Below are 13,794 nucleotides of genomic sequence, written 5' to 3' on the forward strand. Positions count from 1 at the left end.
GGTGATTGTCGGGCAGTGAACCCCGGGTGTCCAGAAGACGCGGAACCGGTGCCCGGGCGCGCGTACTTCCGCGACACCTGCCCGGAAAGGACGAATTCGAAAGCGGATTGATCGCGTGGGCGGCACGATGGGGACGCGGGACATCACGGTGAGCAGACGAAGGGGAACCGTCCGTGCAGTTCGAGGTGTGGGCACCGCAGGCAGACCGAGTGACGCTCCAGTGCGAGGGCGCCACACGCGCGTTGAGGCGCGATCCCGACCGCGAGGGCTGGTGGACGGGCGCGGCGGAGGCGGAGGACGGGGCCCGGTACGGGTTCGCGCTGGACGACGGTCCGGTGCTGCCCGACCCGCGCTCGCGCCGCCAGCCGGACGGCCCCGACGGCCTGAGCGCGGTCGTGGACCACGGGCGGTACGCGTGGCGGACGCGGTGGACGGGGCGCGGGCTGCCGGGCGCGGTGCTCTACGAGCTGCACGTGGGCACCTACACGCGGGAGGGCACCCTGGACGCGGCCGCCGCCCGGCTGGAGCATCTGGTGGAACTGGGCGTCACGCACGTGGAGTTGATGCCGCTGTGCCCGTTCCCGGGGCGGCACGGCTGGGGGTACGAGGGCGTATCGCTGTGGGCGGTGCACGAGCCGTACGGCGGTCCCGAGGCACTGAAATGGTTCGTCGACCGCGCACACGCGCTCGGCCTGGGCGTCGTGCTGGACGTCGTGCACAACCACTTGGGGCCCTCCGGCAACTACCTTCCGCTGTTCGGGCCGTACTTCACGGACACGCACCACACGCCGTGGGGCTCGGCCGTGAACCTGGACGCGCCCGGCTCGGACGAGGTGCGCGCGTTCCTCGTCGGCAGCGCGCTCGCGTGGTTGCGGGACTACCGCATCGACGGGCTGCGCCTGGACGCGGTGCACGCGCTGTACGACACGCGCGCGTGCCACTTCCTGGAGGAGCTGTCGGCGGCCGTGGACGGCCTCGCCGAGGAACTGGGGCAGCCGCTGTTCCTGATCGCCGAGTCCGACCTGAACAACCCGCGGTTCATCACCCCGCGCGCGGAGAACGGCCTCGGGCTGCACGCACAGTGGAACGACGACTTCCACCACGCCCTGCACACCGCGCTGACCGGTGAGTCCCAGGGCTACTACGCGGACTTCGCGCGCGCGCCCTTCGCCGCGCTCGCCAAGACGCTCACCGGCGGCTATTTCCACGACGGCACGTACTCCAGCTTCCGGAACCGGCACCACGGCCGTCCGCTGGACCGCGCGCGCGTGGGCGGGCACCGGCTGCTCGGCTACAGCCAGACCCACGACCAGATCGGCAACCGGGCGCAGGGCGACCGGCTCGCCGCCCACCTCTCCCCCGGCCTGCTGGCCTGCGCGGCGACGCTCACGCTGACGGCGCCGTTCACACCGATGCTGTTCATGGGCGAGGAGTGGGCCGCGGGCACGCCCTGGCAGTTCTTCACCGACCACACCGATCCCGAGCTGGCCGAAGCGGTACGGCGGGGCAGGCGGCGGGAGTTCGCGGCGCACGGCTGGGCCGAGGAGGACGTACCGGACCCGCAGGACCCGGTGACCCGGGAGCGGTCCTGCCTGGACTGGTCGGAGCCGGAACGCGAGCCGCACGCGCGCGTGCTGGCCTGGTACCGGCGACTGATCGCGCTGCGCCACGAACAGCCCGACCTCACCGACCCCGATCTCGCCGGCACGAAGGTGGCGTACGACGAGGAGGCCCGCTGGCTGGCCTTCCGGCGCGGGGACGTGCGGGTGGCGGTGAACCTGGGCAAGGAGCCGGCGGCGATCCCGCTGGGCACCGGCCGCACGGAGGTCCTCGCCGCCTGGGAACCGGTCGAGGCACCGGGCCCGGACGGCCTGCTCCTGGTCCCCGGGGAGTCCTGCGTGGTATTGACCCAGCCCTGAGACCCTCCGGCTCGACCGGACCCGCCCTGAGTCACTCGAGTCCGGCCTACCCGGCCCTGAGGCCCTGGGTACGGCCGGACCGGCCATGAGGACCTGGGATGCGGCCTGCTCGGCCTTGCCGGGCCGCTACGGCTCCGTTTCGTCCTCCTTGAAGTCCGTCACCCGCTCCAGCAGGATCGGCTCCCAGGCCCGCCGCAGCTGGGTCCGCAACAGGCCCCCCGAGCCGGCCGCGCGGCCTTCGAGGTGGTCGGTGAGGCGGATGACGGTGTCGCAGCGGGCGAGCCACAGCCCGCGCAGGCAGGGGCGGGGGCCGTAGCCGGCCAGGGTGGCGGCGCGGACGGCCGCCGGGGAGCCGACGGCGACGGCGAGCCCGGCGATGTCCTCGGCGGGGTCGCCGAGGGCCGCCTCGGTCCAGTCCAGGATGCCGCGCACCCGCCCGTCGGCGCTGACCACCACATGCTCGCCGGTCAGCCCGTGGTGGGTGAGGACGGCGGTGCCGGGCTGCGCGGCGAGCTGGGCCGCGCCGGGCGGGGTGAGCTGATGCAGCCGGGCGGCGTCGAACTCGTCGGCCGCGGCGAGCCGTTCGGCCGCGTGCACGGCCATCCGGCGCAGCGCCTCCAGGGAGCGCGGGGCGGTGCGCGGCACACCGATCGCCTCGGCCTGGCGTGCGGGCACCGCGCGCATGCCGGTGAGCAGCCCGGCCAGGTCGGCCTCGCCGACGGCGGAGACGTCGTGCTCCTCGGCCGTGCCGCCGGGCACCAGGGCGTCGAGGGTGTAGGCGAGGCCGGGCGCCCAGTCGCCGTGCGCGATGCTGGTGGGGACGGCGACGGGCACGTGGGGGCGCACCAGGTCGCGCAGCCGCAGTTCCCGGCGGCGGCGGACGGCGGCCTCGCGGTCGGGTGCGAGGCGCAGCACATGGCGGGTGCCGACCCACCAGGTGTGCTCGCGGCCTTCCCGCACGGGCCGCACGGCGGGCCCGCCGGTGCCGTCGGTGCCCTCCTTGAGCAGCGAGCGGACCAGTCTGCGGATGGTGTCCGCCGTGGGTGTCGGTGCCTGGGTCATGGGTCGCGCGTGTGCCGTTCCGGGTGTCGTCGAGGGTGTGTCTCCTGGGCCTCTCAGTCCACTATGACCATCTCACGGGTGGTGTCGTTGAAACGGCGGCCGCCGTCCTCGGTGACCGTGACGATGTCCTCGATGCGCACCCCGAACCGGCCGGGCAGGTAGACGCCGGGCTCCACGGAGAAGCACATGCCGGGTACGAGGGGCTGTTCCTCGCCCTCGATCATGTACGGCGGCTCGTGCGTGGTGACGCCGATGCCGTGCCCGGTGCGGTGGATGAAGTACTCGCCGTAGCCGGCGTCGGTGATCACCGCGCGCGCGGCGCGGTCGACCTCCTGGCAGGCGGCGCCCGGCCGTACGGCCTGGAAGCCCGCCTCCTGGGCGGCGCGCACGATGTCGTGCACCCGGCGCTCCTCGTCGGTGGGCTCGCCGACGTGGACGGTGCGGGTGGTGTCGGAGCCGTAGCCGTCCTTCAGGCCGCCGAAGTCGAGGACGACCATGTCGCCGTGCCGGATGACGCGGTCGCCGACCTCGTGGTGCGGATCGGCGCCGTTGGGTCCGGAGCCGACGATGGTGAAGTCGACCTGGGAGTGGCCGAAGCGGCGCAGCAGGCCGGCGAGGTCGTGGCCGACGTCGGACTCGCGGCGGCCGGCGAACGGGACCTTCCGGATCTCCTCGAACGTCGCGTCGGCAGCCGCGCCCGCGGCTGCCAGGAGTTCCAGCTCCGCCGGGTCCTTCACCGCGCGCAGCATGGGCAGGGCGTCGGTGAGGGCGGCGTAGGAGGTGTCGGGCAGGGCCCGCTGGAGGCCCAGCAGGTGCATCGCCCAGGTGTTGTCGCTGACGCCGAAGCGGCCGCGGGCGTCGAGGAGGGCGGCGGTGACGGCGTAGGGGTCCTTGCCGTCGGTCCAGTCCCGCAGGGTCAGCGCGGCGGCGCCGACCGCCTTCTCGGCGTCCGGGGCCTCCAGGGTGGGCACGACGAGCACGGGGTCGTGGCCGGGGGCGAGGACGAGCACCGTGAGCCGTTCGGTGACGGCGGTGGGTTGGTACCCGGTCAGCCAGACCATGTCCGGTCCCGGCGCCACGAGCAGCCCCGCGAGGCCGGCGTCGGCCGCCGAGCGGGCGGCACGCTCCATGCGGGCCCTGTAGTCGGCGGCGGTGAAGGGCGCGGGCGTACTACCGGTCATCCGGGCCTCCGGGCGCGGGTGAGGAAACGGGGCGATGGCGTCTCGGGCAGCATCCTGCCCGCCCGGACACGTCCACGCGAGCCGGTCGCGGGGGCCGGTGCGCCCGGCGGCCGCGAGGCAGTCGCGGGGTCGGTGACCCGGGGCCCGCGGGGATGGCGCTCGGCATGGGGCCATCATGGCGTGCGAGGCGAACGGTCACCAGCGGGTTTCCCAGGGTGGCGGCTGTCGCACACACGGCCGGTTCCACGACCCGCTCGCCCAGCAGCGGCCGCGCCCACGATCGGGCCCCCGCACGCCCGGCGCCCCTGCACGCCCGGCGCCCCTGCGCGCCCGGCGCCCTCGCGGGCGACGCACGGGGACGTGGCCGCACGAGCGGCAGGGCGTGCCGGCCGCTCTCAGGTCACCACCCCCGGGACCACCGTCAACTGCTGGTAGCCCCCGGTGCTGTGACGCACGGTGAGCAGGACTCTCTTTCCGGGCTGGGCGTGGGCGACCGCTCGGGCGAGGTCGGCGGCGGTGTCGACGCGGGCGGTGCCGAACTGGAGCAGGACGTCGCCGCGGACCAGGCCGGCCGTGTAGCCCGGTCCCGGCACGTGTACGCCGACCACCAGCGCGCCCGCCTTCGCGGCGTCGACGGCCTCGATGCCCAGGGTCGCCCCGGTCCGGGCCGGAGCGGGGTTCGGGGTGGCGGCGGGGGCGGCCGTGGTCGAGGGGGCGTGCAGCGGGGCCTGGCGTTGCAGTTCGGCGAGTCGGCTCATGCCGATCACCGTGGCGCCGACGGTGCCGACGCCGACGCCGGTGAGCATCAGCACGGTGCCGGCGCACACGCCGAACACCAGGGTCCGTAGCCGTCGTCCGCGCCGGGGCGCGGCGTGCGGGCGGCGGGCCGGGCCGGGGGTGCCGCCCTCCCGCCGGTCCTGGCCGGGCATCGGTTTGGGACGCAACGCAGTTTGTTCCATGGTTCGCTCGCCTCCGGCTGGTGCTCTACCCGGGGCACTGGGCCGCGACGAGACACGAACGAGTGAGACTGGCCGAAGGGTCGCGGAGGGTAGTCATGGCCGTCGCGGCACCGCCACCACCACGGCCACCTGACGCGGCGGAGAGCCGGCGGCTCGGTCAGGCGCCCTCCGTCAGCCTGCGGATCGTCTCCGCCGCCGCTCCCCGGGGGCTGCCGCCGTGAAGGAGTTCCGCGCGGTGGACGACCCGTGGGGCGGTGAGCGGGACGGCGACCGTGCCGGGCAGGCCCGTGGCGGTCGAGCGGGGCAGCAGGGTGAGGCCGTGTCCGGCGGCCGCGAGGGCGGTGAGGGTGCGCAGGTCGGTGCCTTCGTGGCGCAGGGCGGGGCGGAAGGCGCCCCCGCCGGCGGCGGTGCGCAGCTGCGCGAGCGGGAGGGCGGCGTCGGGCGCGTCGAGCCGGCGGGCGTCGCCGAGGTCGCCGAGACGCAGGCCGGTGCGGCCGGCCAGGGGGTGCCCGCCGGGCACCAGGACGCTCACGGGTTCCTCCGCGACGCCGTGCGTGGTCAGCGGCGCCACGTCGGGCAGCCGCAGCGGATCGCTGGGCGCGGCGAGCCCGTCGACGAGACCGAGGTCGGCGGTGCCGGTGGCGACGGCGGCCGGGATCTCCTCGCGGGTGAGGACGCGCAGGGTGACACCGGACGGCGGAAGGGCGGCGAGGACGCCCGGGCCGAACGCGGTCGGCTCCGAGGCCATGCCCCGGCCGGAGCGGGGGACGGGGCGGCTCGTCCCGGTCGCGCGCACGCTGTCCGTGGTCCGTGAGCCGCTCACCGCCCCCGGTGACGGCTCCCTCGCCCACTGGCGGGAGGTGAACCTCGGCCGGTCCACGGTCGGAGGAGCACTACGCGCTGGCCGGTGCCCTGGCCGACGGGGGCCTCCCTGAGGAGGCCCGCGCGGTCCTGGCCGGTGGGGAGGCGCCGCGCGGCGAGCTGCGCGGGGCGGCCCGGAAGGGGCTGGACGAGCTCGCCGCGGAGGCCGCTCAGCGGGTCGGCGGGGTCAGCTGACGAGCTGGACGGGCAGCGCCGGGGCACGGTCGGGCAGGAACCCGTGGGCCCGGCGGCCCAGCCACTCGGCCTTGTAGCGGTCGACCTCGCGGTGCCAGTTCAGGATGCCGGCCAGCCAGTTCTGCAGGTCGAGCACATAGCCGTCCATGGCCGCCCGGCCCTCCTCGGACAGCTCGAAGTCCTCGTAGAGCACGGGCAGTTCGTGCGCGACCACATGCTCGAACTGCCGCATGCGCTGGGTCGTCAGGTCGTGCACGATGCCGAGCGCGGTCGGATAGTCCACGCCGAAGAAGTTCTGCACGACCAGGATCGCGTTGTGGATCTCGCCCTCGTACTCGATCTCCTTCTGGTACGAGAAGATGTCGTTGAGGAGGCAGGCGTAGTCGATGGCGGCGTTCTCCAGGGAGCGCACCGGGCCACTGCGGTACACCTCCGGCGGGACCGCGGGGCCGTGGCCCGTCCGGCACAGGCTCAGGGTGAGGTCGCTGCCGAAGGTGGAGCGCCGCATCTCCAGATAGTCGATGGGGTCGGGGACGCGGTTCTGCAGCTGGTTGGACAGCTCCCACACCCAGCTCTCGGTCATCGTGTCCACGGCCGCCTTGAGGGTGCGCCGCTGGTCGGCCGTCATGCCGGCCGTGGTGCGCGCCCACAGGTCGATCAGCGAGCGTTCCATGGCGTTGCCGGGGACGATGGCCGGCTCGCCCTCGACGGGCATGCAGGCCGACAGCCGGGCCGTGGTGAGCCGGGCGGCGGCCAGGTCCCGGCGGTGGCCGTAGACGAGCGGGTAGTAGTCGTCGCCGTAGGTGCCGAAGGCGAGCCACTGGGCGCTGAGGTCGAGGGCCTCGGGGGTGGCGTCGGGGTCCAGGCCGGCGGAGCACAGGGCGAGGTCGTACGCGGCGAGCTTGTCCTCGTCCCAGACGCCTTCCTGGAGCATGCCGATCCGGTGCGTCCAGGCGAGGAGGTTGCGGCGGGCGTCGTCGAGATGGGGGCTCAGCTCCAGCCGGAACGGCATGTGGAACTCGGGCAGCAGGGAGGGGCCGACCTTCTGGTAGGGCACGTGGGAGTAGGCGCGCAGGCGTTCCTGGGCCGCCGAGGCGAGCAGTGCGCCGACGTCCGCGGCCGAGGTGCCGGGGCCGGTCGGGATCTGCCAGGGCGAGTCGGTGCGGGCGCCCTTGTTCATGTAGCGGCTGGAGCGCATGTGCCACTCGTGGCCGCCGGACTGCCAGTCCTGCAGTCCCTTGGTGTAGGCGGCGACCGCGGCGACCTCGTCCGGCCTGAGGCCGTTCTCCAGGGCGACGGCGGGGACTTCGGTGAGGGCGGTGTGCTCGAACTGGTGCAGGCGTGAGGTGAGGATGTCGTTGACGGTGTCGGCGGCCTGCTGGGTGGTGCAGCCGAAGAACGTCTCCAGGACGAGCACGCCGTTGCTGTTCTCGCCCTCGTCCTCGACCTCGCGCTGGTACGAGAACAGGTCGTTGCGCAGGTGGACGGCGTCGGAGAACGTCTCCATCAGCACGCGCAGCGGGCGGGTGCCGGCGACGGCGGCGGGCACCTCGGCGGTCGCGTACTCCACGAGCCCCGCCGACCAGGGGGCGCCGCCCACCTTGCGGCGCATCTCGATGTACTCGACGGGGTTGGCGATGCGCCCCTCGTTGATGTTGGACAGCTCCCACATCGACTCGTTGAGCAGGTGCTCGGTGGCCACGGAGAAGCGGCGGCGCCAGTCCACGGACATCGACGGCACCGTACGTGCCCACAGGTCCTTCAGCCCCGCCTCGACGGGATTGCCCGGCTCGGGGACGGGGGTCGACAGGTCGAGCGGCATGAACAGCGGCAGACGGTCCAGGTGGGCCTTTCCTGCGGCGCGGTCCTGGGTGCGCTTGTACATGTCCAGGAAGTGGTCGTCGAAGAAGAAGACCCACACGTACCAGTCGGTGATGAGCGAGAGAGCGGGTCCGTCGCAGTCGGGGTGGGTGTAGGCGCACAGGAGTCCGTAGTCGTGCGCCTCCAGGTCGGCCTGCTCCCAGATCCCGGAGTCTTCCAGCATGCCCATCTCGCGGGCCCACTGCGTCGAGTGAACACGCGCCTCGTCGAGGTGGGGGTTGAGCCGCGCGGGATACGGCATGTAGAAGTGCGGGAGTTCGAACGGCTGCGTCATGGCCGGGCCCTACCCGCGGGTCCGGAGCGCCATCCGCCGTGCCGGACAGGACCACACCATCGCGTGAACCGCCATGGAAACGGGCCGCCGGAGTACTCCTGCCGTGAGCCGAACGCCCACGGTGTGGCAGGAAGTTCAGGGGCAGGCGTCCCGTTGCGCATGCCCCGCCTTCAGCCGGTGGGGCGCGGTGACACCGGCGGGCTCGCCGGTATGCCGGTCCGCGCCCTTGCCGTGTCCGCGCGCGGGCGTCACGGTAGGCCCATGACCTCCTTCGTGCTGCCCCACGAGGTGCACGGCGACGGCGCCCACAAGGTGTTCGCCGTGCACGGCTGGTTCGCCGACCGGTCCGCCTACGCGGCCGTCCTGCCGGATCTGGACCGCACCGCCTTCACCTACGCGCTGGTCGACCTGCGCGGTTACGGCGCGGCCCGGGACGCCGCGGGCTCCTTCACGACGACCGAGGCGGCCGTGGACCTGGTGGCGCTGGCCGACCGGCTCGGCTGGGAGCGGTTCTCGGTGATCGGGCACTCCATGGGCGGCGCCGTGGCGCAACGGCTGCTGGCCGTCGCCCCGGAGCGGCTGCGCCGGATCGCGGGTGTCTCTCCCGTGCCCGCCTGGGGCATGCCCCTGCCCGACGGACAGGGCGCACTGTTCACGGACGCGGCGCACAGGCCGGAGAACCGGCGCGCGATCATCGACTTCACCACCGGCGGCCGCCGCCCCGCCGCCTGGCTGGACCGGATGGTCGCCCGCTCGCTGGAGCGCAGTGACGCCAAGGCGTTCCGGGCCTGGCTCGACTCGTGGGCGGGCGAGGACTTCCACGCCGACGTCGCGGGCAGCGAGGTGCCCGCCCTGGCCGTGGCCGGCGAACTCGACCCGGCCCTGTCTCCGGCGCTGCTGCGCGAGACCTGGCTGTCCTGGTATCCGCGTGCCGAACTGGTCGCGCTGCCGTCCGCCGGTCACTACCCGATGGACGAGACACCGCTGGAACTGGTCCGGGTGGTGGAGGACTTCCTGCGGGCGGACACCGCGGCCCCCGCGGACTCCCGGGACACGGCCGTCGCGGGCGAGCCGGTGTGAACGTGCGCGACGTCCCGCCGGTGCCGGACGTGTTCGACCCGCGCCGGTACGCCGCCGGCGTGCCCTACGACGACTACCGCGTCCTGCGCGACCACCATCCGGTGGCCTGGCAGGAGGAGCCTGAGGTGCTGGGCTGGCCGGCCGGGCCCGGGTTCTGGGCGGTGACCCGGCACGCGGACGTCGTGCGCGTACTGAAGGACGCGGCGACGTTCTCCTCGTACCTCGGCGCGACCCAGATCCGCGACCCCGACCCGGAGGACCTGCCGTTCATCCGCCGGATGATGCTCAACCAGGATCCGCCCGGACACGGGCGGCTGCGGCGGCTGGTGAGCCGGGCGTTCACGCCGGGGCGCGTCGACCGGTTCACCGCGGTCGCCCGGAAGCGGGCGCGCGCTCTGCTCGCCGGCGCGGCGGAGGCGGCCCGTGAGGGGGACGGCACGGTCGATCTGGTGGCCGCCGTCACCGACGAGTACGCGCTGCTCAATCTGGCGGATCTGCTGGGCGTCGCGGAGAGCGATCGGGGGCTGCTGCTGCACTGGACGCAGCGTGTCATCGGCTACCAGGACCCGGACGAGGCCGGTCCCCCGGTGCTGGACGAGGCGGGCAAGCCGGTGAATCCGCGCTCACCGGCCATGCTGCGGGACATGTTCGCCTACGCCCGGCAGGCGGCCGCGCACAAACGACGGCATCCCGCCGACGACATCCTGACGACACTCGCCCACGACGGGGAACTGGCGGCCGCCGAACTGGAGATGTTCTTCTTCCTGCTCACGGTGGCGGGCAACGACACGGTGCGCAGCGCCGCTCCGGGCGGGCTGCTGGCCCTCATGGAGCATCCGGAGGCGTACGAGCTGCTGCGCGCCGGCAAGGTGGAAGTCCCTTCGGCCGTGGAGGAGTTGCTGCGTTGGCATCCACCGGTGCTGACCTTCCGCCGTACGGCGGTGCGGGACACCGAGCTGGCGGGGCGGCGGATCCGGGCGGGCGACAAGGTCGTGGTGTTCCACGCGTCGGCCAACCGGGACGAGCGGGTCTGTTCCGGACCCGACCGGCTCGACCTCGCCCGCTCCCCCAACCCGCACGTCTCCTTCGGGGGCGGTCCGCACGTGTGCCTGGGCGCTCATCTCGCGCGGCTGCAACTGCGAGTGCTCCACGAGGAGGTGCTGCGCGTCCTGCCGGTCCCGCACCTCGCCCGGCCCGCCGGGCGGCTGGTGTCCAACTTCATCAACGGCATCAAGTCATTGCCCGTCCACCTCACGTGACCCAGCGACCTGGATCAGCGCGTGGGTGCCGCTGGTGCGCCAGCGCTGGTCCTCCGCCGCCACCAGCGCGGCCTCGGCCGGCGCCGACAGACCGGTGATCACCTCGGACTTGAGGGTGCGCAGCGCGGCGACGGGACCGGGGAAGCGCGCGGTCACCTGCCGGAACGGCGTGGTCGGCGGCCACAGCCGGTCGCCCACGAGGCGGCGGTAGTTGAGATCGCCCTTGACGACGGTCAGCGTGGCCGCGGCGAACTGCCCGCGCAGATCGTCCGGCATCTGCGCGTACGGCAGCGGGGCGCAGGAGAAGGGGTGGGCACGCACCTCGAGCCGGCCGTCGGCCATGGCCGCCCAGAGCACACGCCCGTACTCGGCGGCCGCGCCCGGCGCCGCCCGCAACCGGTGCAGGGCGTCGACCACGTCGGCGGTGGTGGCGTCGGAGACGTAATAGGGGTACGGCTTGACGTGCAGCACCGCCCGCGCGGCCCGCCCCTCGGCGAGCAGATGGGCGATCAAGAGCAGATCGGGGACGAGTTCGCGGCCGGCGTTGTCCGCGACCAGCACGAGCGTGCCCGTCCCGCCGGGCGGCAGCAGCGCCCACAGAGCCTCGCTGTCGTCGGCGACCAGGGCGGGGGCCGGCTCCCGGGCCTCGGCGCCCGCGGCGGAGAGCCGGAACCCGAGGTCGGCACGGTTGCCCCACAGCGAGCCGTGCAGCAGGGCGTGCGCCCGCTCCTCCTCCGGAAGGTCCCTCAGCGCGTCCAGGGCGGCCAGTTCCTCATCGGTCTCCGGCGCGTCGAGTTCGGCGCGTTTGAACGGGCGGAAGGGGTCGATGCCCTGCCAGGGGCCGGGGCCGAACCAGCCGACGGCGCCGAGCAGCCGGCGGTAGAAGTAGCTCTCGGACCACAGCCACGGCACGTCGTACCAGGACCGCCCGGCATGGTCGGGCAGGCCCCAGCCGTGCCAGCGGTCGCGGTCCGGGGCGTCGGCGGGCAGCGGCTCGATCGTCCCTTCGGCGCAGCTCTGCAGGAGCTCCTCCAGCGCCCGGTGCTGCCCGGGACCGTACGGGAAGGCGTCCCGGACCTGCCGGATGATCGCGGGGTGCCGCTCGGCCAGCACACTGTGCGGGAACGAGCCGGGTTCGTTGCCGAGGATCACGGGTGCGAACGGGGTGTCGGGCATGTCGGTCACCGTAGCGCGCGTCAGGCGGTTCTGATCTCCCGCTCCAGCTGCGTGGCGAGGGTGACGTAGCGGGGGCGGCGGTGCACCGGGACCAGGCCCCGGATCATCAGGTGCCACATCTCGGCGACCCGGCGCGGAAGCCGTCCGACCGGTTCGATCGAGCGGCCGGCGACCCGGGTGCCGACGAAGAAACAGACGAGGGAGTGTGCGACGGCACCGACGTCGAGGTCACCGTGGACGTCGGCCTCCCTGACGGCTCCGGTGAACTTCCGGGTGGCGAACTCCAGCCACTCGGTGAACGGATGCCGCAGCGGCGGCCGTACGGCGACGTCCGCGGCGGCCAGGCGCAGTCCGGCGCGCGGCACCGGGTCCTCCACGGCGAGCCGGGCGATCCCGAAGGTGGTGCGCATCAGGGACTCCAGCGAGGAGTACCCGCGGCTGTCGACATCGGCCACGAGCTGCCGCGCGGCCTCCGCCTGGAGTTCCAGGATGGCGTGGGCCAGGTCCTCCTTGGCGGCGAAGTGGAAGTACAGCGCGCCCTTGGTGACCTTCGCGTGCGCCACGATGTCGCTCAGGCTGGTGGATTCGTATCCGTGTCGGTCGATCAGATCGGCGGCGGCCGTGATGATCGTTGCCCGGGTCTGCTCAGCACGTAACTGCCTCGCCATCGTGTGACCCTTTCTTGCGCCGTGAACGAACGGGACATGCGGTTTGTTTTTTGGCCCGCCGTCCAAGATAACTCACCGAGTGGCAACGGGAGTCCGGCGGACGAGGCCTCGTTCCGGCACGTGTCAGCGGCGCGTCCCCGCCTGTGTGCGCCACCATACGAGCGGTCGGGCCGACTCCTCAACGGGATGTCGTAGCAGGCGCGAACAGCCGAACCGGTCGGTGCTTTCGCGCCCCCGGAGGCACGCATGCACGATCGACTGAACGCGAGGGACGCGTGCGCCGTACTGGACACCGCAGACCCTGTTCCCCGCGCACGCCGAGGAGACGTCCCGGATGACTCGGACGACCGCCCGCCTGAGTGCCACGGCGGCAGCCGCTGCGGCGGCCCCGCTCCTGCTCCTGTCATGGGCGGCGGGGTCGGCCCAGGCGCACGGAGCCCCCACGGACCCGGTCAGCCGGGTCTACGCCTGCTCCCCCGAGGGCGGTGGTGCCGCCCGCTCGGCGGCCTGCGGGGCGGCCGTCGCCGCGAACGGCGCCCCGTTCACCGCGTGGGACAACCTGCGCGTGGCCGGGGTGGCGGGCCGTGACCGGCAGGTGATTCCGGACGGCCGGCTGTGCAGCGGCAATCTCCCGGCGTACCGCGGCCTCGACCTGCCCCGGCGGGACTGGCCGGCGACACGGCTGGCGCCCGGCGGCCGGCTGACCATGACGTACGCCTCGACGATCGCGCACGCAGGCACGTTCAAGCTGTACCTGACCAAGCCCGGTTACGACCCCGCGAAGCCGTTGAAGTGGTCCGACCTGCCCGAGCGGCCCTTCGCGCAGGTCACGGACCCGCCGCTGGAGGACGGGGCGTACCACGTCCGAGCGACCCTGCCGAAGGACCGGACGGGGCGTCAGCTGCTGTACACGATCTGGCAGAACAGCAGCACGCCGGACACGTACTACTCGTGTTCCGACGTGGTCTTCCCGGCGGGCGGGACGGCCGCGGGGGCGGCGAGGACCCCGAGGACGGCGGAGGCCACGCCGACTCCGGCGGGTGGGCGCTCGCCCCGGACGCAGAGCCCGTCGGCGGAAAGTGCCCCGGCCCGGCAGTCAAGTGCCGTTCCGGACAAGGGGCGTTCGCGGCCGAGGGGCGCCGCCGGGGACAGCACTCCGGTGGCGGAGGCGACACACGGCGGCTCGGGCCCCTCGGCTCCACTGCTGGCGGGCGGCGCCGCCGCGGTGCTGGTGCTCACCGGGGGCGCCGCCTTCGCGCTGCGTCTACGACGACGCTGA

General features: G+C 73.8%; 10 protein-coding genes and 1 pseudogene. 4 read left to right on the forward strand and 7 right to left on the reverse strand.

Features of this window, described 5'->3' with window-relative positions:
• Window positions 1-173 precede the first annotated feature (173 nt).
• The gene (gene treZ / locus ACGFRF_RS06845) at window positions 174-1,919 is read left to right on the forward strand and encodes a malto-oligosyltrehalose trehalohydrolase (RefSeq protein WP_393737528.1); all 1,746 of its coding nucleotides are present in this window, start codon (window positions 174-176) and stop codon (window positions 1,917-1,919) included.
• A gap of 126 nt (window positions 1,920-2,045) precedes the next feature.
• Here the strand turns inward: treZ and ACGFRF_RS06850 are convergent, their stop codons facing one another.
• The 5 genes and pseudogenes from ACGFRF_RS06850 to cyc2 form a co-directional block, all read right to left on the reverse strand.
• Window positions 2,046-2,981, reverse strand: a complete 936-nt coding sequence (locus ACGFRF_RS06850) for a phosphotransferase (RefSeq protein ID WP_393737529.1) — start codon at window positions 2,979-2,981, stop codon at window positions 2,046-2,048.
• 53 nt (window positions 2,982-3,034) lie between these two features.
• A complete protein-coding gene (locus tag ACGFRF_RS06855; RefSeq protein WP_393737530.1) occupies window positions 3,035-4,162 on the reverse strand; it encodes an aminopeptidase P family protein in 1,128 nt (375 codons plus the stop codon).
• A gap of 395 nt (window positions 4,163-4,557) precedes the next feature.
• Window positions 4,558-5,121, reverse strand: a complete 564-nt coding sequence (locus tag ACGFRF_RS06860; RefSeq protein WP_393737531.1) for a PDZ domain-containing protein — start codon at window positions 5,119-5,121, stop codon at window positions 4,558-4,560.
• Window positions 5,122-5,278: 157 nt separating this feature from the next.
• Window positions 5,279-5,878: pseudogene (locus tag ACGFRF_RS06865) on the reverse strand (LysR substrate-binding domain-containing protein); the annotation flags it as partial.
• Window positions 5,879-6,169: 291 nt separating this feature from the next.
• Window positions 6,170-8,332 (reverse strand): germacradienol/geosmin synthase Cyc2, encoded by a 2,163-nt coding sequence (gene cyc2 / locus ACGFRF_RS06870; protein WP_393737532.1) that lies wholly within the window; start codon window positions 8,330-8,332, stop codon window positions 6,170-6,172.
• A 261-nt stretch (window positions 8,333-8,593) separates the two neighbouring features.
• Between cyc2 and ACGFRF_RS06875 the strand changes: the two genes are divergently transcribed.
• Both ACGFRF_RS06875 and ACGFRF_RS06880 read left to right on the forward strand, forming a co-directional pair.
• Window positions 8,594-9,412, forward strand: a complete 819-nt coding sequence (locus ACGFRF_RS06875; protein ID WP_393737533.1) for an alpha/beta fold hydrolase — start codon at window positions 8,594-8,596, stop codon at window positions 9,410-9,412.
• Window positions 9,409-10,671, forward strand: coding sequence for a cytochrome P450 (locus ACGFRF_RS06880; RefSeq protein ID WP_393737534.1), 1,263 nt, complete (start codon window positions 9,409-9,411; stop codon window positions 10,669-10,671). The genes ACGFRF_RS06875 and ACGFRF_RS06880 overlap by 4 nt, the downstream gene beginning before the upstream one ends.
• Here the strand turns inward: ACGFRF_RS06880 and ACGFRF_RS06885 are convergent.
• Both ACGFRF_RS06885 and ACGFRF_RS06890 read right to left on the reverse strand, forming a co-directional pair.
• On the reverse strand, window positions 10,648-11,847 hold the full coding sequence (locus ACGFRF_RS06885; protein ID WP_393737535.1) for a damage-control phosphatase ARMT1 family protein: 1,200 nt from the start codon (window positions 11,845-11,847) through the stop codon (window positions 10,648-10,650). The two genes, ACGFRF_RS06880 and ACGFRF_RS06885, sit on opposite strands and share 24 nt — an antisense overlap.
• Before the next feature lie 20 nt (window positions 11,848-11,867).
• Window positions 11,868-12,515, reverse strand: coding sequence for a ScbR family autoregulator-binding transcription factor (locus ACGFRF_RS06890; RefSeq protein WP_393737536.1), 648 nt, complete (start codon window positions 12,513-12,515; stop codon window positions 11,868-11,870).
• 334 nt (window positions 12,516-12,849) lie between these two features.
• Here ACGFRF_RS06890 and ACGFRF_RS06895 point away from each other — a divergent pair, with 334 nt between their 5' ends.
• A complete protein-coding gene (locus ACGFRF_RS06895; RefSeq protein ID WP_393737537.1) occupies window positions 12,850-13,794 on the forward strand; it encodes a lytic polysaccharide monooxygenase in 945 nt (314 codons plus the stop codon).

The organism is Streptomyces sp. NPDC048521, assembly GCF_043199855.1.
In the GTDB taxonomy this organism is placed as follows: Bacteria; Actinomycetota; Actinomycetes; order Streptomycetales; family Streptomycetaceae; genus Streptomyces.